The sequence below is a fragment of the Prevotella bivia DSM 20514 genome (assembly GCF_000262545.1).
Taxonomy (GTDB): domain Bacteria; phylum Bacteroidota; class Bacteroidia; order Bacteroidales; family Bacteroidaceae; genus Prevotella; species Prevotella bivia.
Genome location: NZ_JH660660.1, coordinates 609,851 through 634,781 on the forward strand (window position 1 = coordinate 609,851; position 24,931 = coordinate 634,781).

General features: G+C 37.2%; 18 protein-coding genes and 1 pseudogene. 9 read left to right on the forward strand and 10 right to left on the reverse strand.

Going from position 1 to position 24,931, the window contains the following annotated elements:
* Positions 1–88: 88 nt before the first annotated feature.
* The 4 genes from PREBIDRAFT_RS04930 (at position 89) to PREBIDRAFT_RS04945 (ending at position 6,445) form a co-directional block, all read left to right on the forward strand.
* Positions 89–295 (forward strand): helix-turn-helix domain-containing protein, encoded by a 207-nt coding sequence (locus PREBIDRAFT_RS04930; RefSeq protein WP_004338793.1) that lies wholly within the window; start codon positions 89–91, stop codon positions 293–295.
* Entirely contained in the window at positions 288–1,184 is an 897-nt protein-coding gene (fic, locus tag PREBIDRAFT_RS04935) for a protein adenylyltransferase Fic (protein ID WP_004338792.1), read from the forward strand. The genes PREBIDRAFT_RS04930 and fic overlap by 8 nt, the downstream gene beginning before the upstream one ends.
* 266 nt (positions 1,185–1,450) lie before the next feature.
* Positions 1,451–3,886 carry an N-6 DNA methylase gene (locus PREBIDRAFT_RS04940; protein ID WP_004338790.1) on the forward strand — a complete coding sequence of 812 codons (2,436 nt, stop codon included), beginning with the start codon at positions 1,451–1,453 and terminating at the stop codon, positions 3,884–3,886.
* A 24-nt stretch (positions 3,887–3,910) separates the two neighbouring features.
* Entirely contained in the window at positions 3,911–6,445 is a 2,535-nt protein-coding gene (locus PREBIDRAFT_RS04945) for a DEAD/DEAH box helicase (RefSeq protein ID WP_004338788.1), read from the forward strand.
* Between the two features lie 304 nt (positions 6,446–6,749).
* Here the strand turns inward: PREBIDRAFT_RS04945 and PREBIDRAFT_RS04950 are convergent.
* The 6 genes and pseudogenes from PREBIDRAFT_RS04950 to ribD all read right to left on the reverse strand — a co-directional run bounded on the left by PREBIDRAFT_RS04950 (position 6,750) and on the right by ribD (position 12,913).
* Positions 6,750–7,741: pseudogene (locus tag PREBIDRAFT_RS04950) on the reverse strand (ISAon1 family transposase).
* Complete coding sequence (locus tag PREBIDRAFT_RS04955; protein WP_036875473.1) at positions 7,707–8,093, reverse strand: ISAon1 family transposase N-terminal region protein; 387 nt, start codon at positions 8,091–8,093, stop codon at positions 7,707–7,709. The pseudogene PREBIDRAFT_RS04950 and the gene PREBIDRAFT_RS04955 overlap by 35 nt, the downstream one beginning before the upstream one ends.
* 191 nt (positions 8,094–8,284) lie before the next feature.
* Entirely contained in the window at positions 8,285–9,052 is a 768-nt protein-coding gene (locus tag PREBIDRAFT_RS04960) for a hypothetical protein (protein WP_004338119.1), read from the reverse strand.
* A 38-nt stretch (positions 9,053–9,090) separates the two neighbouring features.
* Positions 9,091–9,837 (reverse strand): MIP/aquaporin family protein, encoded by a 747-nt coding sequence (locus tag PREBIDRAFT_RS04965; protein WP_004339370.1) that lies wholly within the window; start codon positions 9,835–9,837, stop codon positions 9,091–9,093.
* A 98-nt stretch (positions 9,838–9,935) separates the two neighbouring features.
* Positions 9,936–11,426 carry a glycerol kinase GlpK gene (gene glpK / locus PREBIDRAFT_RS04970; protein ID WP_004338123.1) on the reverse strand — a complete coding sequence of 497 codons (1,491 nt, stop codon included), beginning with the start codon at positions 11,424–11,426 and terminating at the stop codon, positions 9,936–9,938.
* Between the two features lie 542 nt (positions 11,427–11,968).
* Positions 11,969–12,913 (reverse strand): bifunctional diaminohydroxyphosphoribosylaminopyrimidine deaminase/5-amino-6-(5-phosphoribosylamino)uracil reductase RibD, encoded by a 945-nt coding sequence (gene ribD, locus PREBIDRAFT_RS04980; protein WP_004338125.1) that lies wholly within the window; start codon positions 12,911–12,913, stop codon positions 11,969–11,971.
* Positions 12,914–12,941: 28 nt separating this feature from the next.
* Here ribD and prmC point away from each other — a divergent pair, with 28 nt between their 5' ends.
* The 5 genes from prmC to PREBIDRAFT_RS05005 all read left to right on the forward strand — a co-directional run bounded on the left by prmC (position 12,942) and on the right by PREBIDRAFT_RS05005 (position 16,153).
* Positions 12,942–13,799 carry a peptide chain release factor N(5)-glutamine methyltransferase gene (prmC, locus tag PREBIDRAFT_RS04985; RefSeq protein ID WP_004338127.1) on the forward strand — a complete coding sequence of 286 codons (858 nt, stop codon included), beginning with the start codon at positions 12,942–12,944 and terminating at the stop codon, positions 13,797–13,799.
* Entirely contained in the window at positions 13,796–14,281 is a 486-nt protein-coding gene (locus PREBIDRAFT_RS04990; RefSeq protein WP_004338128.1) for a regulatory protein RecX, read from the forward strand. The genes prmC and PREBIDRAFT_RS04990 overlap by 4 nt, the downstream gene beginning before the upstream one ends.
* Entirely contained in the window at positions 14,265–14,969 is a 705-nt protein-coding gene (locus PREBIDRAFT_RS04995; RefSeq protein WP_004338137.1) for a ComF family protein, read from the forward strand. The genes PREBIDRAFT_RS04990 and PREBIDRAFT_RS04995 overlap by 17 nt, the downstream gene beginning before the upstream one ends.
* Positions 14,970–15,102: 133 nt before the next feature.
* Complete coding sequence (gene pyrE / locus PREBIDRAFT_RS05000) at positions 15,103–15,735, forward strand: orotate phosphoribosyltransferase (protein WP_004338138.1); 633 nt, start codon at positions 15,103–15,105, stop codon at positions 15,733–15,735.
* A gap of 1 nt (position 15,736) precedes the next feature.
* The gene (locus PREBIDRAFT_RS05005) at positions 15,737–16,153 is read left to right on the forward strand and encodes a hypothetical protein (protein ID WP_004338139.1); all 417 of its coding nucleotides are present in this window, start codon (positions 15,737–15,739) and stop codon (positions 16,151–16,153) included.
* Between the two features lie 125 nt (positions 16,154–16,278).
* Here PREBIDRAFT_RS05005 and PREBIDRAFT_RS05010 read toward each other — a convergent pair whose 3' ends face one another.
* The 4 genes from PREBIDRAFT_RS05010 to PREBIDRAFT_RS05030 form a co-directional block, all read right to left on the reverse strand.
* Positions 16,279–17,604, reverse strand: a complete 1,326-nt coding sequence (locus PREBIDRAFT_RS05010) for a UDP-N-acetylmuramoyl-tripeptide--D-alanyl-D-alanine ligase (RefSeq protein ID WP_004339374.1) — start codon at positions 17,602–17,604, stop codon at positions 16,279–16,281.
* Positions 17,605–18,188: 584 nt separating this feature from the next.
* The gene (locus PREBIDRAFT_RS05015; protein ID WP_004338141.1) at positions 18,189–19,745 is read right to left on the reverse strand and encodes a RagB/SusD family nutrient uptake outer membrane protein; all 1,557 of its coding nucleotides are present in this window, start codon (positions 19,743–19,745) and stop codon (positions 18,189–18,191) included.
* A gap of 30 nt (positions 19,746–19,775) precedes the next feature.
* A complete protein-coding gene (locus tag PREBIDRAFT_RS05020; protein WP_238295910.1) occupies positions 19,776–22,748 on the reverse strand; it encodes a SusC/RagA family TonB-linked outer membrane protein in 2,973 nt (990 codons plus the stop codon).
* A 547-nt stretch (positions 22,749–23,295) separates the two neighbouring features.
* Entirely contained in the window at positions 23,296–24,921 is a 1,626-nt protein-coding gene (locus PREBIDRAFT_RS05030) for a RagB/SusD family nutrient uptake outer membrane protein (RefSeq protein WP_004338143.1), read from the reverse strand.
* Positions 24,922–24,931 lie beyond the last annotated feature (10 nt).

Genomic DNA, 24,931 nt, shown 5'->3' on the forward strand with positions numbered 1-24,931 from the left:
AGACTTTTGAAGGAGGAGAAAATATCTCCTCTTTTTTATTTCTTACGCAAGAAAATTTACTATATTTGCAAACAATCATATAATATTTATGGAAAGTCCAACTAATAGAATTAAAGAGGCGCTTATCGAGAAAGGGATTAAGCAAACATGGCTTGCAGAGAAACTCGGTAAGAGTTTCACTATCGTAAACTCCTACGTTTGCAATCGTCGACAGCCAAGCCTAGAATTGCTATTTCAGATAGCAGAGATTTTACAGGTTAATCCAAAGGAATTGATTAACACCCCAGATGAGTAACTTTATTATGGTAGAGCATAAGAAATCAATTCGCTTCTTCAACGACCGTGAAGTACGTGCCGTATGGGACGACACACACAATAAGTGGTGGTTCTCAGTACTGGACATCATTGCTGCGATTAACGAGCAGGATGATTACCAAAAGACGAGAAACTATTGGAAGTATCTCAAAACAAAGTTGAAGAAAGAAAAGAACGAACTGGTTAGTGCCACTAACCAGTTGAAGCTGCAAGCTCCTGATGGGAAACAACGATTAACCGATATGTTAGATGGCGAAGGTGTTGTTTTGTTGGCAAAAGCAATACCCAATGTCAAGGCAATGGGATTTCTTGATTGGTTTACTTACAGCGATAATACCATTGATGGACAGAGCAAGAAGAAAGCATATCAACTCTTTGAAAGTGGCATCTTGCAAACGGCGGAACCTGGCAGTATCAAGTGTCTGCAACAGATACACGCTTATCTCTTTGGAGGACTGTACGATTTTGCAGGGCAAATCCGCACGAAGAATATTTCAAAAGGAGGTTTCACCTTTGCTAACTGTATGCACTTCCCCGAAACCCTGCAAACAATAGAGCGAATGCCAGAAACAACCTTTTATGAGATTATGGATAAGTATGTAGAGATGAACGTAGCCCATCCTTTTATGGAGGGTAATGGTCGCAGCACTCGCATTTGGCTCGACCTCATGCTGAAGCGTTCTCTCAAGCGGTGTGTGGATTGGAGTCAGATAGACAAGAATGAATATCTATCGGCAATGCGTGAGAGTGTTTCTGATAGTACACACATCAAGGCTTTGGTACAGCCTGCACTCACCACCAAGATTCATGACCGAGAAATGTTCATGAAAGGTATTGATTATTCATATTATTATGAACAAAATGATTAACATTACCTTTTCTGTTTATCCCAAATCGGTCATTAGAAGTGCTATAATCCGTGATCAGACCTGTAATACAGTGAAGATGAGTCGTTTGTAAAATTATATTTCTAATGGCGGTCATTAGAAAATTCAACTCACAAATGACTCCTTATCAAATAGTTACGATGATAACCACGAAAATGACAATCCTAATGACCGATTTGGGTTTATAATATTAATTTGAGGCATTTAAAAAAGTGAAAATTTAAGAATAAAATAATACATTACACAATATGAATTTAAAGGAATGGATTTCTGAGAATATTACAGACTTCTCTGCTAAAATCAAGACTGAAGAAGATGTAAAAATACATATCGTTTTACCCTATCTATCATTGCTTGGCTTTGATTCTTCAAAGATGAGATTTGAAAATGCAATGCCAGTTCAAGCTGGGACAAAGAAAATTACCGTCCAATCTGATATAGAAATAGAGGAAGGGGGCAATATCGAAATTGTTATAGATGTAAAAGCCCCTAATGTTTCTTTGAATGATAAAGAAATACTGCAAAGCATAAGTTATGCAAAGTTGGTTTCAACACCTCCAGCTTTGTATGCCATTGTTACTAATGGGATTGATATTATATCAACAAATATCTACACAGGTAAGAAATCAGCAGAAATTCCAACACGTAGTGAAATAATTCGTGATATTTCTCGTACGCGTAAAAAAATGTTGTCTCAGATAGAGATTCGTGAGGTTAAAAGTCTGATGCTTACTCTAAACAACTCAGATGAGTTATATAAAATAATAAAAAAATGTAAAGACCTTCTTGAAAAAAGAGGGCTCATTCGCTCCGATCAATCTTTTAAAGAAATGACCAAGATTCTTCTTGTTAAAATGAACGAAGAGAAGAGAGCCAAGAATGGGCAGACAAATAGATTTCAAAAAGAGGTTCTTGATAAGTTGGCAAAGGCTGAAGAAGTAACCATATATGACGAATTTATCAATCTATTCCAGGAAGCATTAGTTGCATACCCTATCTATAGTAATTCAACAGAGACATTAAAGATTATTGATCATGGGTGCTTACTAAAAGTTATAGAAGAACTTGAGCCATGGTCTTTTATAGGCACAGGTGATGATATAAAGGGAGCTGTGTATGAGATTTTCTTAAAGTCAACTCTTAGAGGAGATTTTGACCAATACTTTACACCGAGAGAAATAGTTGATTTTATAGTTAAATATGCAGACCCTAAAATAGGAGATAAAATATTAGACCCAGCTTGTGGCTCTGGTGGCTTTCTTATTCAGTCATTTCTCTATGTGAATCAAAAAATTATTGACACTCCGTGTTCTGAATTAGACCGCAAGCTAAAATTCAATGAACTAATTGATAAATGCTTGTGGGGTGGAGAGGCTGATGAGGATTTACATGTACTAGCAAAAATCAATTTGATAATGCATGGTGATGGATATAACAATATCTATCAGGGAGATTCATTGAGCAATAAGAAATTGCCCAATGATACTTTTAATCTCATACTTACAAACCCACCTTTTACCATCCCATATACATTTAAGGATATACTTAATAAATATGAGATGGGACAGAATAGGGAAAGTCAAGAGCTTGATATTCTATTTGTTGAAAAATGTATTCGTGCCTTAGACGCTAAAGCTGGTGGTGAAATGTACATAGTACTTCCAGAAGGGTTATTAAATTTACCCTACTACCAGAATTTTAGAAAATGGTTATTGGGAAAATGCTATATAACATTATCAATAAGTCTTCCTGAAGGAGCCTTTATTCCTTTTGGTAAATCTGTTTCAAAAACAGCAATATTAGGTTTACGAAAAAAGAATCAACAAGGTAGCAACAAACCGGATTTCGTATTCTTAGGAACTGCTAAGGAGGTTGGTTACGAGGTTGGGAAATCTGTATATAAAAAAATAAATAAGAATGATTTTGTTTTCTTTTCAAGGGCTTCAGAGGATGTTTTTTCCGATGTTAGAATGACGAATAATGGTGGTGAGTGTACTTGGATTAAACAAGATAACATAACAAATTATAGGATAGATTCTAGCTATCTCATTAACACCATCGATATTCAGAATCTGCATAAGAAATTTACGAGTTTAAAGAGACTTGATAAAGTATGTAGGTTTAGGAATAAGTCTATAACTCCTAAAAAAGATGAAGATTATTTCTATTTGGAAATTCCTGATGTATCCCCAGATACAGGAACCATATCAAATATAAGAAAATTGAAAGGGGGCGAAATTGGCAGCTCATTCTATGTCGCCCATGGGGGTGATTTGGCTTATTGTCGCATCAATCCGAGAAAGAATCGTGTGTTTATTATTCCAAAAGAAATAGACACTGTCCTTATATCAAAGGAGGCATATGTAATAGAATTATTACAGGAAAGTGATATCATAAGCAATTACGTGTTGTCGACTATCTTACAGTCTGATCTTGTCAAATCACAGCTCGTACGACTTGCTACAGGCTCATCTTCTTCGCGAGCGAGAGTTCAAGAAGATGCTTTTTTGAACTCTGTCTTTGTTCCAATTCCTTGTAAAACTACTCAAAAAGAAATTCACAGAATGATGTCTAAAACTTACAACGATTACTGGATGGCTTCTCAAAATTTTCTTAGGAATTATGTAGAATGTCAAAAGGAATTGCTTACAATTATAGACAAGAACAATATACGAACAGTATAGAAACGATATTACTATTTTTATATTATGGTAGATTTTAAAAAGAAAATCAAAAGTAAAATATTTGTAAAGGAAACAAATCCTATACAAATATATTCCAATTTAGATCGACAAGCATCAGCTGGTCCTTTAAGAACTATTCAAGAATCTGTACTAAACGACTGGTATACTAATTATAAAGATAAACGTGATATAATTATAAAGCTTCATACAGGAGAAGGAAAAACTCTTATAGGACTCTTACTTTTACAGTCTAGATTGAATACAGATAAGGGACCTTGCCTGTATGTTTGCCCCAGTAAACAATTAGCCTTGCAAGCATCATATGATGCTACAAAGTTTGGTATCAAACATCAACTTCATAAGCCGGGAGAAAAACTTCCTGACGAGTTCTTGGAGAGCAAAGAAATCTTGATAACATATGTTCAGCGACTCTTTAATGGACGCACACAGTTTGGAATAGATAATAATGGTATAAAAATTGGAACTATAGTTCTTGATGACTCTCATGCGTGCATAGATTCTATTCGTAGTGCTTATTCTATTAAAGCCAATCGACAATCTGATATTTATAAACATTTTTTATCTTTATTTGAGGCATCTATGCGAAAGCAGGGTGAAGGTACATATTTAGATATAAAGAATACAGAAAGCTCTTATGAGCTTATGCCTGTACCTTATTGGGACTGGATAGACAAACAAAATGAAGTTGCTGAATACATGAATCAACAACAAGACTGTGATGAGGTTAAATTTGTATATCCTCTTTTAAAAGATATATGGAGCGATTGTACTGCCTATTTTACAGGTTATGGCATAGAGATAACACCTGATTATAATTTAATTCATAGATTTACTTCTTTCACAAAAGCAGGTCAACGTATCTTAATGTCTGCAACGACTCAAGATGATTCCTTTTTTATAAAAGGTTTGATGATGGACGAAGAATCCGTTATACATCCATTAACGAATTCTTTAACGAAATGGTCAGGAGAAAAAATGATCTTATTTCCAACGAGAATTGATAAGAGCTTAAATTCAGAATTCATTCGTGAGATAATTAGCAATCCTTCTGAGAAAGGGAGTATTAGCAAAGTAGCCTTAGTTCCTTCTCTGTGGTGGGGGGATGATTATGCAAAGAGAGGAGCTAAAATTGCAATAGGAAGTAAACTTCCTGAAGAAATTAGCTATCTGCGGGGAGGTGGTCCATATAATCATACTGTTGTATTCGTAAATAGATATGATGGAATAGACCTTGCTGATAATCAATGTCGAATACTTGTACTAGATTCCCTACCCTCATTTGGGAATTTATCAGACAAGTATGAGCAACAATGTAGAGAGCTTAGTAATCTTATTACAACAAAAATAGCACAAAAAATAGAACAAGGACTTGGAAGAAGTGTAAGAAGTGAAAAGGACTATAGCGTTATTCTTATAGTTGGCGAAGACTTGGTTAGTTTTATAAAAACATCAGTAAATCAAAACTTTTTCTCTCCACAAACATTGATGCAGATTAGAATCGGAGAAGATGTGTCAAATAGTGTAAAAGATGAAGTTACAGACATTAATACAGCTAAAAAAGCCTTTTTTGAAGTAACAAAACAGTGTCTTAATCGTGACGAAAATTGGAAACAATTTTACAAAGAGACAATGAATAATATTGTATTGAAAGAAGAGACGCATCCTCTTATAAATATAATAACAAAGGAATTTAGAGCAGAACAATCTTGTATAAAATCGAATTATACTGCAGCAGAAAAAATATATCAAGATCTTATTGACATAGATTTCAAAGATAATCAGCAAGAAAAAGGATGGTATCTTCAATTAATGGCAAAATGTGTTTATCGTAGAAGTAAAATAGATTCTGAAAAGCTACAGAAAGCAGCCCATGATTTAAATCCATATGTCTTGAAACCTCAAGAGTATAACTATCAAGTAATTACTCCCATCGATCAAAAAGCAATTACACTCACCTCTAATTATCTTTCTAAATTTAAAACATATGAAGACTTACAGCTAAAGATAGATTCAATCCTTGCTGATTTATGCTTTGGTTGCAAAGCGAATAAATTTGAAGCTGCACTCCAAGAAATAGGTAGATTATTAGGTTATATAAGTCAAAGACCTGATCAACAATATAATGTTGGTCCTGATAATTTGTGGATATTTCCAAATGGATTAGATTTCATAGGATTTGAGTGTAAAAATGAAGTCTTAAATACAAGAAAATATATATCAAAAGATGAGGTAGGACAAATGAATAACCATATTGGGTGGTTTGAACAAGAATATGGTGCCGATAAAAATATCAAATATATTCATATTCATCAAACTAATATAGTTTCTAATAAAGCAAATTATACAAAAGAAGTATCCATTATCACCTCTAAAGAGCTTGATAAACTTAAAAAAAATATAAAGGGATTCATTGGCGAATTCTCCAAATATGATTTAAAAAGCGTTAGTGAGGATTTTATAGAAAAAGCGTTAGAAACTCACAAATTAACACTTAAAGATGTGGAACAACTTTATTCGGTGACTCCTGTTGCTCAGTAATGATAAAAGATGTACAAGATGACAACATCCACGATTGTTTCTAATCAATAGTACTCAAATTGAGGAGACTTATTTGTACCATGCAATTATAAGTTGTTGGTAATCAATATAGAATACTTTTGAGGAAGTGAAGTAAACTTCAGAATAGATAAGAATTAAAATAAAAAGAGGGTGTGTCATAACTAAATTTTTGAGAGCCCTAACTTTTAATTTGATGTACCCCCGAAAGTTGGACATAACAACTTTCGGGGTTTATTATGTCAATTAAGCAACGAAACAAACATAATTACGGGTCAGTAGAAATTTAGTGGGGATATCCATATAGTTTACTTAATCTAAAAATAAAGAATTTTTTATCCGTAACTCCTCTTAGATTGGCTCTGAATAATTTTATTTTTGAGTTAAACGATTCTGCTGCCGCATTTGAAGCTCTGTTATTATAGAAATTGAGTATATCATTATAATGTTCATAGAATGTTGCAGCAATCACATTAAAGGAATGAAATCCAGCTTCTTCTACCTTATTATACCACTTAGCCATGCTTAGTCTTGCAGCATCTTTAATAGTATTTTTAGCAAAAATCATCCTTAACGAATGACATAGTCCATACGCTATCTTGAGTTTGGGGTATTCTCTAAATAATATTCTAGCTCTCTGTTTTTGTGTTGTAGTCCATTTATCAGCAGACTTAAATAGTAAATACCTACTCCTTGCCAATAACTCTTTACGCGTATCTCCATTTTCATAAATAAATGGTTCGTATTTTTTCCCTCTAATTTAGCATTTTCCATATCATCAGTGGCTTCCTGTATTGCATCCCATCTATAATCTATTCTTATCTGTTGTACTGCATCACAGGCTAACTTTTGGATATGAAATCTATCAATAACTCTTTGAGCTTTAGGAAAACAATGATGTACAATTTTACGCATTGTATCAGATAAATCTAAAGTAACTTCTTCTACTTGTTCTCTTTGTTGTTCATCTATTTTATCTAATATCTTACAGACTTCATCTGATTTTGTACCTGCTACAATAGCTACCAAACAGCCTTCTTTACCGTGTTTATCACGATTAGTAACGAGGGTATATAATTCACCATTTGAGAGAGCTACCTCGTCAATGGCAAGAAACTTACCTATATTCTCAGGAAACAACACCCATTTATCAGCATGGGATAACTGTTCCCAGCCCCTATAACCACTTAAAGTTTCCTTGTATTGTTTCTCAAAAGTATGTCCATTTATATGATAAAAATCCTCAAGCGTACGGCAGGTCACGGGGGATGTCTCCATACGTTTCTTTTAAAAAATCTCCGAACTCTTTACTATAACGAGTTCCAGAGGAAGTAAGATCTATGGGTAAGGGCAAGGAGAAGCTTTTACCTGTACGAGTATCAACCCAGCGACGACGGCGAAAGGAAAGAATTACTTTATGATCACGAATAGGAAAGTCCGTTATATCAACTACTGCCATAAAACCTTTTGATTCAAAGTGGAGGTCATCGAGAAGTTCCGTTTCCATCTTCTCATCTAAATAAATACGAAACAAGGTAGAATCCTTTTCTATCCTAACTATTGAAAAATACCGAAGGACTTCGCTGGGAAGAACTAACTCGGCTAACTGATAAAGATATTTCTCTTCCATAATACAAAGGAAAGAAAAATAAAACAATTATGAAAATATCCCCCACTAAATTTCTACTGAGCCATAATTACTATTCCGAATTGCATTATATGCGACCTATAGGCCCATTTTTACCTATAAACAAAAATAACCCTACCGTTTCTCAACGCTAGGGCTTTGCTTATAAACTAAAAATCTAAAAAAGTATATGATTATAAATTCAGTAGATTCACTGACACACAGAAGTAACCCTTGTTAGCTTCTGGATTCCACATAGCTGTAGTAGTTACAGGGAAAGGATGGTTAGCTATCTTCAACTTATAAGTAGCGTTAATACGGACATCATTCACGCCAAAATTTTTATCTCCGTAGAAAGTACCCTTAATATCCTTTTCGGGATTCAATGCAAAGTTACAACCAACAGATGGTGTGATGATGAAATTGTCATCTTCATATACCTTATATGCAGCCTGAACGTAGGTAGAATACAAGTTATGATCGTTTGTTACACCACGGTCGCGACCAGCAATCACAGTATTCCATGACAATGTCAATGGGAACTTAGGAGCGATAGCCGAGAAATCATAGCTAATACCTGCATCAATAAAGTGACCTGTATCGTGGCAGTCATAGTTGAAAATCTTATAACGATTATCATTATTATAGATACCATCAGAGAAATTATAGATATCCCAAACAGAAGCAGTGAAACCATTGTTAGAATACTGTACATAATAATCGAACTCTTTGTAGTTCCCGTTGATCTGCATACCACCCCATAGTCCGAAGCGGAAGTGATTATTCTTATCCGAGATAGCTATTTCGTTATCAAAGGTCAAACCTTTAGAAACTTCCAAACCACGCCAAATATGAGTAGTTTCTAATCCAGATACTACATGCAACTTAGCTTGTGCATTTGCAGAAAGTGATAGTGTAAGCATTGCACTTAGGCATGCTAAACTTCTAAATATTTTATTCATAGCTGTAATAATTGTTTAGTTATTTTCTTTAAAAACGATTATAATGCACGGAGGTAAATACCTAAGAAACCAGCGATAACACCACCAATGATAGGACCTACAACAGGCACCCAAGAATACCCCCAATCGTTACTGCCCTTCATACATACAGCATGTGCAATACGTGGTGAAAGATCGCGGGCAGGATTCATAGCGTAACCAGTAGTACCACCCAATGACATACCAAGGGCAATGATCAAAAGTGTTACAGGGATAGGACCTAAAGCAGCAAGACCAAAGGCATGTGTGTCAGGATTATAGGTATTACCCTTTACGCCAAAGCTAATGATGATGATTACCAACATAATCGTTGCGATAATCTCTGATAAAAGGTTCATAGGAGTATTACGAATAGCAGGAGCTGTACAGAAAGTACCTAGCTTGGCAGCTTCGTCTTCGTGGGCATCGTAATGATTCTTGTAGAATAAGTAAACGAGCAATCCACCAAGGAAACCTCCGATCATCTGAGCTGCACAATAAGCAGGAACAGAAGCCCAAGGGAATAATCCTGCAACAGCAAGACCAATAGAAACAGCAGGGTTAAGATGAGCACCGGTATAAGGTCCAGCAACTAATACACCCATACAAACAGCAAGACCCCATGCGATGGTGATAACTATCCAACCTGCATTCTGACCTTTGCTCTTATTCAAAGTAACACATGCACAAACACCATCTCCGAATAATACGAGAACAAGGGTACCAATCAGTTCCATCATAAACTGAGTTGTCATTGAATATTCCATAAGAATAAAATTAAAATAAGTTAGTCGTAATAATATTTAGATTGTAAAGGAGAAAGCAGAGGGAGACAAAGATCTTTTCTCTCCCTCAACTTCTAATATTATTTTGGGAGAATAGTACGCTTAATAGCATCTTCCCAGCCCTTCTTAGCCTGCTGAATTTCTTCGCTATCGTGGGTAGGTTCGAAAACACGCTCTACCTGCCATTGAGTCTTAACCTCGTCAATATCTTTCCAAAAGCCTACAGCAAGACCAGCCAAATAAGCTGCACCAAGAGCAGTTGTCTCTGTAATCTTTGGACGAACAACATTAATTCCTAGTAAGTTAGCTTGATATTGCATCAATAAGTTGTTGCGAGATGCACCACCGTCCACCTTCAACTCCTTTAATGGAGCTTCCATATCCTTTGCCATAGCTAGAGCGATGTCGTGTGTTTGGAAAGCGATACCATCCAAAGCTGCGCGAGCAATATGGGCAGCAGTTGTACCACGAGTAATACCTACGATAGTACCACGTGCATACTGATCCCAATAAGGAGCAGCCAAACCTGTTAAAGCAGGAACAAAGTAAACACCAGCACTGTCTTGAACAGTAGAAGCCAAATCCTCTATTTCAGAAGAACTCTTGATGATGCCAAGACCATCGCGTAACCATTGAACAACAGAACCACCTACATAGATAGAGCCTTCGAGAGCGTAAGTCGTTTCCTTGCCGATTTTCCATGCGATAGTTGTCAACAAATTATTCTTTGATACAACAGGCTTGTTACCAGTATTCAGCATAACGAAACAACCTGTACCGTATGTATTCTTGATAGCACCCGGCTCAATACACATCTGCCCGAAGAGAGCTGCCTGCTGGTCACCAGCGATACCAGAGATAGGTACCTCGTGTGCAAATATGGTAGTCTTTGTATGTCCGTAAACTTCAGAACTAGATTTTACTTCAGGCATCATTGATACTGGTATATCAAGCAACTTCAATAGATCTTCATCCCACTTCAAATCGTGAATATTAAACAACATAGTACGTGAAGCATTAGTAACATCAGTTACGTGTACTTCTCCACGTGTCAATCTCCATACTAACCAAGAGTCAACATTACCGAAACGCAACTTGCCTTGTGCTGCACGTTCACGTGCACCAGGAACATTATCCAAAATCCACTTAATCTTTGTGCCGCTAAAGTATGCATCAATTATCAAACCTGTCTTATTGCGGATTTGATCAACAAGTCCTTGCCCCTTTAATACATCGCAGTATTCTGCTGTGCGGCGGTCTTGCCAAACAATAGCATTATAAATAGGCTCCTCTGTATCAACATCCCATACTATCGTAGTCTCACGCTGATTAGTAATACCAATGCCAGCGATATCCAAACCATTGATATTAATGTTAGAGATAGCTTCAGAAATAACAGAAGCCTGAGAAGCCCAAATCTCGTTAGGATTGTGTTCTACCCATCCTGGTTTTGGAAAATATTGGGTAAACTCACGCTGTGCCACTGAACAGATTTGCCCTGCATGATCAAAAACGATTGCCCTAGAAGAGGTAGTACCTTGATCTAGCGCCAAAATGTACTTTGCTGCCATAATAGATTGTTATTTATTTTATGTTAGGTTTTATATCTTTAATTACTCTGATGCAAAACTAAACAAAAAATATTATTATCGCAAGACTTTTTTAGAAAATATTCGCTTCGTAATTTTATTTTTTCGATTTGAACAAAACAAACACTACTTTTATACTTTCAAACCTACCCTTAGAGCGCTAGCACTATCAATCTTATAACACAATAAGCATTCGATAAGTTGACAACTTTTCTATATACCCACAGTTTTATTATAATTCCAACCAAAAAACTTTTATAGAAAAAACTTTCATATAGAAAGCTCACACCTAAATATAACCATAAAAAAGAGAATATTGCGTAGAAATTCTCCCTCTAAACTTCCCTAAAACTACTATTATGTCTAATTTTAAATAAACGGATTGTAAATATTTACCCTCTAACAAGATAGAAGCTTTTGTTTTGAAAGAATAGATAATAACTTCACATTTTCCGCTTATAAAGATACATCATAACCATGACAGATAGCTAAAAGAGAGAGAGGTTTATCAAAGGGGTTACATTTTATAAACGCTGATAGGTGGTTATAACATTACCAAAATATTCTTTTCTAATCACACTTACATCCTTTGGAAGTTGAGGAGCTTTGATACCTTCTCTAACCGTTGTGGGCGAAACCTCTACTCTTATCTCATCATACATTCCTGATCGAATAAAAGTTTCCAGCGTTGTCGCACCACCTTCGACTATCAAAGTTTGGCATTTATCATGGTAGAGTTGCTGCAAAAGAGAAGGAATATCATGAATAGCAGTAGGTAAAGTGGATGAAAGCACTACTTTTTGCGGATTTCTTCCCGACCAGTCGCGCACATTAAGTTGTGGAGACTCCTGTTCTTCAGTATTCCTACCCACTAAAATAGCATCGCATTCAGAGCGCAATTTGTGAACAAGCATCTTAGTAAAAGGTGTTGAAATCTTTAACACGCCTCCTTTTACCCCCATAAATCCATTCTCTGTTTGTGCCCACTTCAATATGATATAAGGTCGCTCTTGCGTATTAAAGGTGATAAAGCGATTATTCAAGACCAGACATTCTGCTTCCAACACACCAACAGTAACCTCTATTCCTGCCTCTCTGATGCGTTGAATACCACGCCCTTGCACTTTCGAAAAGGGATCGACACAGCCACACACCACTCTCTTTACACCTTTTTTAATAATAAGATTGGCACAAGGTGGTGTTTTTCCAAAATGAGAACACGGCTCAAGACTTACGTAAATAGTACTATCCGACAACAAAGATTCGTCTTCTTTCCTCACCGAAGCAAAAGCATTCACTTCTGCATGCTCCTCGCCACAACGAACATGATAACCTTCACCGATAATTCTACCCTCATTCGACACGATAACAGCTCCTACCATAGGGTTAGGTTTTGCTAAAAGCTTCCCATTCGTGGCCAACTGTAAACAGCGTCGCATGTACATTTCATCTATGTCTTGTCGTTCCATATTCTTTATTTTTTATAACTTTGTCCTCATGACATATCAACATCTTTGGCAAAGGCTTACTCCTTTGTACGACATAAATGAAGCGCAAGCCATCATCAGAATGGTACTAGAAGAGGAGTTTCACCTTTCGTTTGCCGATATTCTTATAGGCAAAGTTAATGAATTATCTCAAGACGAAACGACAAAACTAGCCGAAATCGTTTGCCGACTAGCAGCATCAGAGCCTGTGCAATACGTGTTAGGGCGAGAGAACTTTGCTGGTAGAACCTTTCATGTCGAGTCAGGCGTACTCATTCCGCGCCCTGAAACAGAAATGCTTGTACAGTGGATTGAAGAGGATTATAACACACCCGTTTGCGGTTTGCTCCCACCTGCTCCTTTACAAATTCTTGACATTGGCACTGGTAGCGGTTGCATAGCCATTACCCTTGCGCTCGATATTCTAAATAGTAGTGTCGCAGCATGGGACATCAGTGGCGATGCCTTACTCATTGCCCGCGATAACGCTTTACGCTTAGGGGCAAAAGTCAACTTTCAATTGCAAGATGCCTTGTCCATTGAAGCTACCGATCGTTGTTGGGACATCATTGTGAGCAATCCTCCTTACATCTGTGAGAAGGAGTGCGAAGCAATGGCAGAAAACGTATTACAACACGAGCCACACACTGCCCTTTTTGTTCCTAACGATGATCCCTTGCGCTTCTATACCGCCATTGCAAAACTAGGAAAGAAAACACTGACCAAAGGTGGAACACTTTATTTTGAAACCAATCCTCTCTATATAAAAGAGGTGAAAACAATGCTCAAAGACTTAGGGTATACTATGATCCAACTCCGAAAAGATCAGTATGACAAGCAACGATTTGTAAAAGCCACATTATTATGATACAGAAGAAACCCATAACAGAAGCACAAGCCTTGAAGAAACTTGGCGATCTTTGTGCAAAAACCGAACACTGCTCTGGCGAAATAATGGAGAAGATGTACAAAATGGGCTTACCAGAAGATGCTAAAACACGCATTATGGAGAAGCTCACAAAGTATAGCTATGTGGACGACGAGCGTTTCACCAACGCTTATGTGTATGATAAAATAAGATATAATAAGTGGGGGAGACGTAAGATTGAGCAAGCTTTATGGGCAAAGCGAATAGATAATAAGATTGCAAACTTAGTACTTGATGCTGTACCCGATGAGGAGTATCTTTCCGTGTTACGCCCATTACTAAAGAGCAAATACCCTACTATCAAAGCCGAAACCGACTATGAACGTTCGGTGAAACTCATTAAGTATGCACTGGGGAAAGGCTTCACTTTCGATTTGATAAAACAATGTATTGATGCAGCAGTAGATGAAGATGATATTTAATATTTGGTCGAGCATCTTTGATATAATTGCTCCCCGCGCTTGCACCATTTGTGGCAAGCGACTGAGCTTATCCGAAGCTGTGATCTGTGCCACTTGCAACCTCCATCTTAATCGCACCAATTATCATCTTTCGCCCTACGACAACGAATTAGCACGTTGTTTTTGGGGTAAAATTCCCATTGAGCGTTGTGCTGCTTACCTCTTTTATCAGCACCACACCCAAAGTAGCAAAATGGTATATGCCCTCAAATATGGCAATCGCCCCGATATAGGAGTAGTCATCGGTAAAACCATAGCCGAAGCCTATGCGCGTAATAACTTTTTTGAGGATATTGATGCCCTGCTACCCGTACCTCTTTCTAAGGATCGCCTCAAGCAAAGAGGATATAATCAGAGCGAAGAGCTTGCAAGGGGCATCAGCGAAACAACTCATCTGCCCATCCTTACTAATGTGCTAAGGCGCAACGCCTTTCATCAAAGTCAGACCAAGCTGGATCGTTGGCAAAGAAATGAGAATGTAAAAGATGTTTTCTCCTTAATAAATGCAGAAAAGATAAGTGGAAAGCATATCCTTATCATTGATGATATTATTACCACAGGCGCAACGATTACCGCTGTAGGTGAAGAACTTCTAAAAGCAGAAGGCATAAAAATAAGCATCTGCAGCTTAGGTTACGCTAAAGACTAACCGTTATAGAAAAATGCTTTCTACAATATCCCCAGCCAGAAAGAAAATATTATTAGCTTTGAGTTTTAACTGCGCTTTTCTCGAAAAAAATATGTAAGTTTGCAGCAACAAACTATCACTTATACATCACAATATGGAAGATCTAAAGAAAGTTTTTGCAGGAAAGCTCTTAGGCATTAAAGCCATTAAGTTACAACCCAACGACCCTTTTACATGGGCTAGCGGATGGAAATCGCCTTTTTATTGCGACAATCGTAAAACATTGTCTTACCACGATGTACGTTCCTTCGTTAAGTTAGAGTTGGTACATGCTATCTTGGAAAACTTCCCAGAAGCAACAGCCGTAGCAGGCGTAGCTACTGGAGCTATTGCACAAGGTATGTTAGTGGCACAAGAATTGGCTTTACCATACGCATACGTACGTCCCAAACCAAAAGACCATGGTATGAAAAACCAAATTGAAGGTGAAATACCTAAAGGGGCAAAAGTTGTAGTTGTAGAAGACTTAATCTCTACAGGTGGCTCTTCTCTCAAAGCAGTAGCAGCACTTCGTGAAGCAGGCTTTGAAGTGGTAGGTATGGTAGCATCTTACACTTACGGCTTCCCTGTAGCAGAAGAGGCTTTTAAAGAAGCGCAACTAAAGCTCGTTACCCTTACCGATTATGAGCATGTGGTAGAGAAAGCATTAGAAATAGGTTATATTAAACAAGATGATATTGCGCTCTTGAATGATTGGCGCAAAGATCCATCTAATTGGAAAAAATAAAATGAGCAAATTTGAAAGTAATGTAAAGCAGATCGCTTATCCTCAGCAGAACGTGTATAATATGCTGAGCGATTTAACCAATATAGAACGTGTAAAGGCTCAGATCCCTGACGACAAGCTAAAAGATCTCACATTCGATAAAGATACGATCTCTATTTCGGTGAGTCCTATTGGTCAAATCTCAATGCGTATTATCGAGCGTGATGAGCCAAAAACGATTAAGTTTGCGAGTGAAAATTCGCCTTTGGCTTTTAATTTTTGGATACAGCTACTCCCTGTCGACGACACCTCATCAAAGATAAAGCTAACAATAGATGCCGATATTCCTTTCTTTGCTAAAGGAATGGTAGCTGGTCCGCTACAAGAAGGAGTAGAAAAAATAGCCGATGCACTGGCTATGATACCATACAATGTTTAGTAGAGAGTAGAGTGTTGAGAGTTGAGAATGCTTGTTCCCTATTATTAGAGCGCTTTAAAGGCTAATTCTCACTTCTCAACTCTCAACTCTCAACTCTTAAATCTCAACTCTAAACTCTCTACTCTCTACAACAGCTCTGGCAATTCAAAGAGCTTAATACCATTACTACCTTTTATTAAGATGTAATGATCTATAGGTTTTTGAGCTGCAATAGCAGCCTTAACCTCTTCTATATCAGCAAACTTACGGAAAGAGCAGTTCGTCTTTCCAAACTCCTCCCCTACTAACCAAACGTTTTCAAGCCCTGAAGCAATAAGCTCATCGACAACACGCTGATGCTCTTCTGCCGTTACATCGCCAAGCTCTCGCATATCTCCAAGAATAGCCATTTTATTTTTTATGTCCATTAACCGAAAGTTTTCTATTGCAGCTTTCATACTAGAAGGGTTAGCGTTGTATGCATCTACGATGAGTTTGTTATCTTTCGTTTCTGTCAATTGCGAGCGATTATTGCTAGGCACATAACTTTCGAGCGCATGGCAAATCTTCTGCGGCTCTACCCCAAAGTGTAAACCAATAGTGATAGCTGCCAACATATTATCAAGGTTGTAAGCACCAATGAGGTTCGACTGCACTTCATAAACAGCAGAAACAACCTGCTCTGTTCCTAACGACTGTGTGGCTTGCCATGAGAACTTCAATAATGGAGCACACGAAACTACCTCACCTTTCACATCGGCAGTATTATCCTGACCATAAGTTATCACGCGTTCGAATTCGCGTTGTTCTGCCATCTCCACCAAATCAGGATTGCTCTCGTTTAAGAATAACAAAGCGTTGTGTGCCTTTAGGTAATCATAAAGTTCCCCTTTCGTATTCTTTACCCCCTCAAAACTACCAAAACCTTGCAAATGGGCACGTCCCACGTTAGTGATAAGTCCGCAAGTAGGCTCTACATAAGTTACCAACTTCTCAATATCTTTAGGATGCGAAGCTCCCATTTCGATGACAGCAATTTCATCATCAGAAGTCATTTCAAGCAAAGTGCGAGGTACACCAATATCATTATTAAAATTGCCTAGTGTATGATGCACCTTATATTTCTCTGCCAACACCGCAGAGATCAATTCTTTAGAAGTAGTCTTACCATTCGTACCTGTGATACCAATAACAGGAATATCTATATTGCGTCGATGCTCACGCGCTAGCTCTTTATATGCCACAAGCGCATTGTCCACCAAAATAAAACGATTGTTACCAGCTTCAGCATATTCAGCCTCATCAACAATAGCATAGCTACAACCCTTATCTAAGGCAGCTTTTGCAAACTTATTACCATTAAACGAAGCACCCTTTAAAGCGATAAATATACTCCCTTCAGGGCAGTTTCGGCTATCAGTAGTTACCTTGGGGTGTTGCTGATAAAGCGCATATAGTTGTTTTGCATCCATATTTCTTGATTTTTGTTGATACAAAGGTAGGAGGAATAATTGAAAATCGAAAATTGAGCGTTGAGAATTGAGCGTTGAGCGTTGAAAATTAAGAATTGCAAACAAAAAGAGCCTGCTATCACTGGCCGACTCTTCTTTTCTGAATATATTACTTTTACTTTACCTTTGTTACTACGCACCACCTGCCCACCAAACTGGCTTGGTGAAGATATATTTGCTTCAAGCGAGATTAGGTAAAGTCAACTATTTTTACTTATACTAACATAGCGAATTAGTAAAGCAAACAGCAATGTATACACCTGATTACCAACTACTTAAAAATGCAAAACAAAAAGGTCATCTTTTAAGATGCAAAAGGTAACCTTTTACAGAGCAAAAGATGACCTTTAGCTCATCAATACATCACCTTTTACGATTGAAAAGATGACATATTAGTTTGTTGTTAAATATTTTCTAGTTTTAACTGCCCACCAAATAACAGAGGATATTTCTAAAAGGAGTTTCCCATTAAAAGTATGGGCATAAAAAAAAGAATGTGCTAGAAACTTTCTAACACATTCTTTTTATAATAACCTCAAGCCAGATTAGTCATCATAGCCAGGGTTTTGAACCAAATTAGGATTGATCTTCATTTCATAACCCGGTATTGGCCATTGATAATGATAATCAGTTGCTGGCATCGACTTGTCTACATAAGATACAGAAGGAGTTTGTTGCAAAACTGCACCAGCAATAGCCCCAGCTTGTGCAGAACGCCCAGTATATCCTATTCCCCAACGCTTCAAACAGCTCATACGCAACCCTTCACCAGCAGTTTCACGAAACCATTCGTTTTGGATCGTTGCCTCGGTTGCCTCGGTTGCTGTTGCTTTACGAGCTGTTTGCAACTCGTTTAGACGCAACTTTGCAACATCTACCTTACCATTATAGAAATTGGCTTCTGCGGCAATCAGATACATTTCACCTATTAGCAAAGGCTTCACATGTTGTCGAGCATTTGGAGTTGTTGTGTACAATTCTGGATTACCATTATATTTATTGAAAATATAAAAGTTGCCTAAAAATCGGCTACCATCCAAATCTACGATATACTTGCTGTTATCAAACCAATGTTTCAATCGTAAATCTTCTGCCTCGTAAGCACCAACTAGCTTCTGAGAAGGTAAGTAATAAGGTGAAACATAAAAACCTGTTTTGTTAATCTTCTTAAATTTAGAATTGAATGATGTAAGGGTATAAATATTATTGGTTCCAGAGCCATTTTCTGTCTTTGTAGCAGGAAGCTGCATAATAGGTTCTTTACCATTGTCATTGGTATATTCAGCCACCATCAAGTCGTCGCTATTAGCTAAAGTATATTTTCCTGTATTGATCACAGCTTCAGCCTTAGAAGCAGCATTAGCATAATCTTTAATATCAAGATAATAACGTGCATATAAAGCGTTTACAGCATCAATAGAAGGATTAGTGCGCTTTGTTACCAAAGTAGCACCTGCCACATTTGCTAAATTTGCTGCGGCAGCATCTAAATCAGTTTTTATTTGATCATACACCTGCTGCACGGTTGCACGCTTAGGAAGTTCATCCTGATTATATGCCAATATCAATGGCACACATAGGTCGGTGCTAGCAGTAGCCTTATTGTAAGCCTTACCAAAGTGGCGTGCTAAGTACATATAGGTAGATGCGCGTGCAAAACGTGCCTCACCAGCAGCAATCTTTGCTTCTAGCTTGTTAGCATCGCCCAAGGTTGCATTTGCCATAAAAGTGCTATCACCCTTGAGGAAGATATTAAAGTTTTTAATAGCTGCATATGCTGTTGCCCAAATACCTTTAATATCACTATCGGAAGCAGTGAAAGAAGCATCGGTGCGATGAGCAGCACCAAAATTGTTAGCATAAATAGAAGAAGCATTAAAACCGTCCATCATTACTTCTTCTACTTCAGAAGAAGCACCATACATGGTAGCACGATAAGACTGCATAACACCACGCTCCATAGCTTCTAACGTAAGCATATCCGTAATAGGATTATTCACATCAGCCTTTACACTGGTTGTAGGACTGTCATCAAGACTGCAAGATGACAATATCGTTGCACCTATAAATAGGGCAAATATTGATTTTGTATATAATTTCATATATTCTTTCCTTTAAATTAATAGGGTAGATTAGAATGTTAATTCCACTCCAAACAAGAACTGTTTTGTATTACCAACACGACCCAAAACCACATTGCTATTTATCTCAGGATCTAGCCCTTTATATCCAGTAATAGTAAAGAGGTTACGTGCAGTGAAGGTCAACTTAACCGTCTGTACTACGTTTTGGAAGCCTAACAACTTTTGATCAAAGAGATAACCAAGTTGGAAGTTCTTCAAACGAAGGAATGAAGCATTCTCTAGCAAATGAGTATCAAATTGCATCTGATAGCCTTTAGCCCAATTAGGATATTTAGCATCTTTGTTATCAACAGTCCAATAATCGGTAACATCTTTTCGCTGGTTGTAACCTAAGAATTGAGCAGCATTATCATAAAAATAAGCATCATTATTAGTGAGGTACTTACCTAAAACGTATGCAAAGTCGGCAGCTAAAGAGAAACCTTTATAGCCTGCTGCAATATTGAAACCACCATTGATAGGGGCATAGCGTTTCTTACCTGTATTCTGAGTTAATGAAGCCGCATCAAACTTTTCTGTAGTTTCTTCCTTAGTAGTCTTATCTACATTTGCACCTGCTTTATACCACATAGGAGCTCCTGTTTCTCTGTTAAGACCAGCATAAATAGGACTATACAACATAACAGGGCTACCAACCACATAGGCAACACCAGTATTAGCAACTTCCCAACGGGTTTTGCCACCAAACAACTTTGTTACTGTTTGCTTGTTATAGTTGAATACAGCACCAGCATTTACATAATAATTCTTGCCACGTACAATGTCAACACCCAACTTTATATCAATACCACTATTACGAAGTGAACCTACATTAGAGGTTAAATTGCTGAAACCTGTTGTATATGCGTATGGTACAAGCATCAACATATCTGTAGTATTACGCAAATAGTATGAAATATCAAAGTCGAAACGATTCCAAAGACGACCCGTAAAGCCAACAGTAAATAACTTTTGCGTTTCCCATGTTAGCTCAGCATTCTGTGGCTGTGTATATAATAGCGATCCATTTTCATTATAGTTAACACCTGGAGTCATCAAGCCTAAAGACTCATAGTCGCCAATAGCAGCATTACCCTGTGTACCATAATCAATCTTGAAATTTAAATCATTAACCCATTTATATGGTTGCATAAACTTTTCCTTAGCAAGCTTCCACATAAAACCAACCGACCAAAACGTTGCATTACGATGGTTAGCACTGAAACGAGAAGAAGCATCGTTACGAATAGATAAGTCGACAAAGTAACGATCCTTCAAGTTGTAATTTAAACGACCAAAGAAAGAAAGAAACTTACTAGCAGTAGCTTCTTCTTTCATTGAGTAATTGGCTTGCTTACCATTTTGAAGATTCATCAATCCATCTACTATTTGACCTGTTGATAATGCATAATAATAATCGTAGTTATTTTTGATACCTTCCTGTCCACCAAGTATAGTGAAATGGTGAATAGAATTGATAGCAAAACTATACTCTATCGTATTTGTAATGGTGTGTGAGTATTGTAAAGCAGTACTCTTACCACGTGCGCCATTACCATTAGCAGGGATATAAGAAGGATAGGTCAGCCTGTTATCACGGGTATAACTCAAATCGGTACCTATACGAGACATAATCTTCAAATTCTTGATAGGCTCTATCTCAACATAAGTATTACCAACAACGCTATAACGCTCATAAACATCTGGACGCTTTGACATTATGTACTCAGGATTATAAAATCCAAAACCATAACGCTCTAAAGCATTGCCATCAGCATCAGTACTAGGAAACAATGGATTAAGCATATAAGAAAGACCACCTCCAGGATTATTTGAACTAGCTGAAGAGTCGCCCCAACTGCTATTCTTCTGACGCTTATCATAGGCAAGGTTTATATTAAACCCTGCACGTAACCAATCTTTTGGACGAGCATTGATATTAGTACGAACAGTATAACGATCATAGTAGTTGCCAATAGTGGTACCCTTCTGATGGAACTGGGATACGCTTGATAAATAAGAAACCTTATCACCACCACCTTCGAAGGTAATATCATTCTGTGTTTGAGGATTATTAAATTGCTGGAACACTTCATACCATTTCGTATTATAACGATAACCATTGCTATCATAACGCTTATTAAGAATTGCTTCTGACATCAAACCTGAAGTTTTCCAAAAGTCATAAAGTTCATCACCACTCATAAAGTCTTCATAGAAAGCCTTATTAGCAAGTGTATTCCAACCAAATTGAGAACGAACAGTTACTGTTGCTTTAGAATTAAAGCCACCATTCTTAGTGGTAATATAGATAACACCATTGGCTGCACGAGAACCATAAATAGATGTTGAAGAAGCATCTTTAAGAATAGTTACACTCTTAAAATCATTAGGATTCATAGCCATCACACTTCTACTAGTTGTTGGAATACCATCTACAACATATAAAGGTGTAGAACTACTACCTAAAGAACCTATACCATGAAGAGATAAAGAGGTTGCATTATCGCCCGCTACACCTGAAGAACTCAAGACAGAAAGACCAGCCACCTGACCTTGTAAAGCATCGAGTACTGAAGCAGAAGGAGCATTCTTGATTTTATCTGAATTGACAGTTGCGACAGAACCTGTTAAACTACCTATCTTCTTAGCAGAGCCATAACCAACGACAACGACTTCTTCAAGATTTTTACTATCAGGTTTAAGGGTTATATTCATACCACTAGAGGCTGCAAGAGTTTGAGTTATCATACCTACGTATGAAATAACAACCTTTGTTTCTCCTGCAGGCAAGTCGAAAGAAAACTTACCATCAAGGTCTGTTGTTGTACCTACTGATGATCCTGCAGCTTTAACAGCGGCACCAATAACAGGCAGACCGTCTTCGCTAGAGATAACAGTTCCAGAGACATTTTTCTGTGCTAACGCCGTTCCTATCAGCAGGAAGAGAGTAGCAAAAAGCAGTGTGAGTCTTTTTTTCATAAAATCTCGTTTGTTAAAATAATAAATAATGTTATGTTTTGAATGGTGGATAAACAACATTTTCATAAGTGGAAATCCACCCATGAAACTTAGATATTAGAACTAAAAAGCAGGAAAAAACAATACTTCACTAGAAAGGAATAACATCCTTCTCTTTGTTTTTATTTTAGATTATTAAGTATGCTTACCAATGCTATTCCTAAATACCTTTTATTGTTACCCAAAATACAATTTTCACTTTTAATAGTTGCAAAATTAGAAATAACTTCGGTTTGCAAGAAAAAATATTATAAAAACTTTTTCACTTTAACACTTTATGTAGCAAAAAATGTAATTTATGAGTATAACTATAGTCTAAAAATGACAATATTACAAATAAAAGCACAATATATTCATTGATATGTGGTTGTTAGTATAACGCTACCTACTTGTTGGAAAATACAAGATAATATAACAAAAAATGAGAGTGTGCCATAATAAACACACTCCCATTATTATAAATCAGCTTTAAAGATATTCCTTTTAGCTCATTATGGTCAATCCTACATTAAAGAGGATTTTGCTTTATCAAGCCTGGGTTAACTTTTATTTCATCATAAGGAATAGCAAACTGCCAATTCTTATCTTCCACTGTTGTAGGAACATTGGCAACATTATCACCTGTATTGCGCTTAATAGCCGTCTGCTGAGCATCTCCAGTAAGATGCTTTGTAATATTAGATGCTTTTGCACGATTAATGATAATGCCTAAACGCTTGATATCAAAGAAACGCTGTCCTTCCATCCACAAATCGATACGTTTGTTGTCCATAATCTGGTCGATAAGTTCCTGACCAGATGCTTCTGTTTTGAAGTTTTCTTGACGAGTAACCATTATCTTTGTAAGCGTTTCACGAGCCTTAACCTCTTCCCCCATACGAGCCTCAGCTTCAGCCTTAATATAGTACAACTCTGCAAGACGCATAATCAACAAGTCTCCCATACTATTGTTGTTAGCTTGCGATTTGAACTTAATAGATTGCCCAGTCTTTTCCCACTTACCATTTTTAGGAAAATATTCTGAATAAGCATCCTTAGGAATATTAGGAACAGTATCTAGCCGAACTACTTTTTTTCCGTCAATAGTTGTCTCCTTCTTCTCTACACAAACCCACCAATTACGTCGAACATCGGTTTTATCCATCTTGTCATAAATATCGCGATTAACAGCAAAACGGAAACCAGAGTTGTAACCTTCAAAGTTGTATGAATAGTCTGCATAGAAGCTAAAATAACTATTATCTTGATCAGAAGCCTGCTTGTAAGCCCAAATCCACTCACTATTAGCCCAATTATTGCAACCGTCAAGAAGATCTTTACCCTTTGCTAAGGTAATATTAGTCGCGGTAGCATTATTTATAGCTTCTTCAGCATGCTTAGCAGCACTAGCCCAATCAGACTTACAAAGATCTATGCGAGCAGCAAGACCTAAAGCAGCTACATAAGAAATTTGATTCTTAGAGTCGATTACAGGAGCGTTCTTTAGGTGTTCAAGAGCCTTTGCCATATCTGAATCTATCTGCTTATAAACTTCTGCTACAGTAGCACGTGCTTGTGGCTTAATATTATCTTTATCAAGACGCAATGGTACACCAAGATTAGCATTAGCATCACCCTTTACATAACGCTTACCAAAGCATTGGATCAACATGTGATAACTCATAGCTCTAAAAGCATAGCCTTGACCTAAAAGATTATCTTTCTGATCTTTTGGGAGACTAGTATTAGCCTCTGCCTTATCAATCAAAAGGTTAGCATGAGCAATAATGGTATAATACATATCCCATACACGCCAATTGAGATCACCATAAGGATTATTGTGATCTTGATAGCGATAGACAGACATAAAGTAGGCTGGCATGGTATTGATCATATCACCACCCATTATATCAAGCTGAACCCCAACACTTCTGTGTCCCGCTCCAAAAAAGTGTGCACCAGTATCCCCCCAATCATACTGATACATCATATTGTGAAGACCATTAAGGATACCTTGCATTCCACTAGGATCCTTGCTTATTTGATCCTCGCTCAGAGCACTAGTTGAAACAGTATCAAGGAAATCGCTAGAACATGAAGAAAATCCTAGCGTGAGAACCGCAGCTCCCATCATTGATAAAAATATTTTTTTCATATTGTCTTTT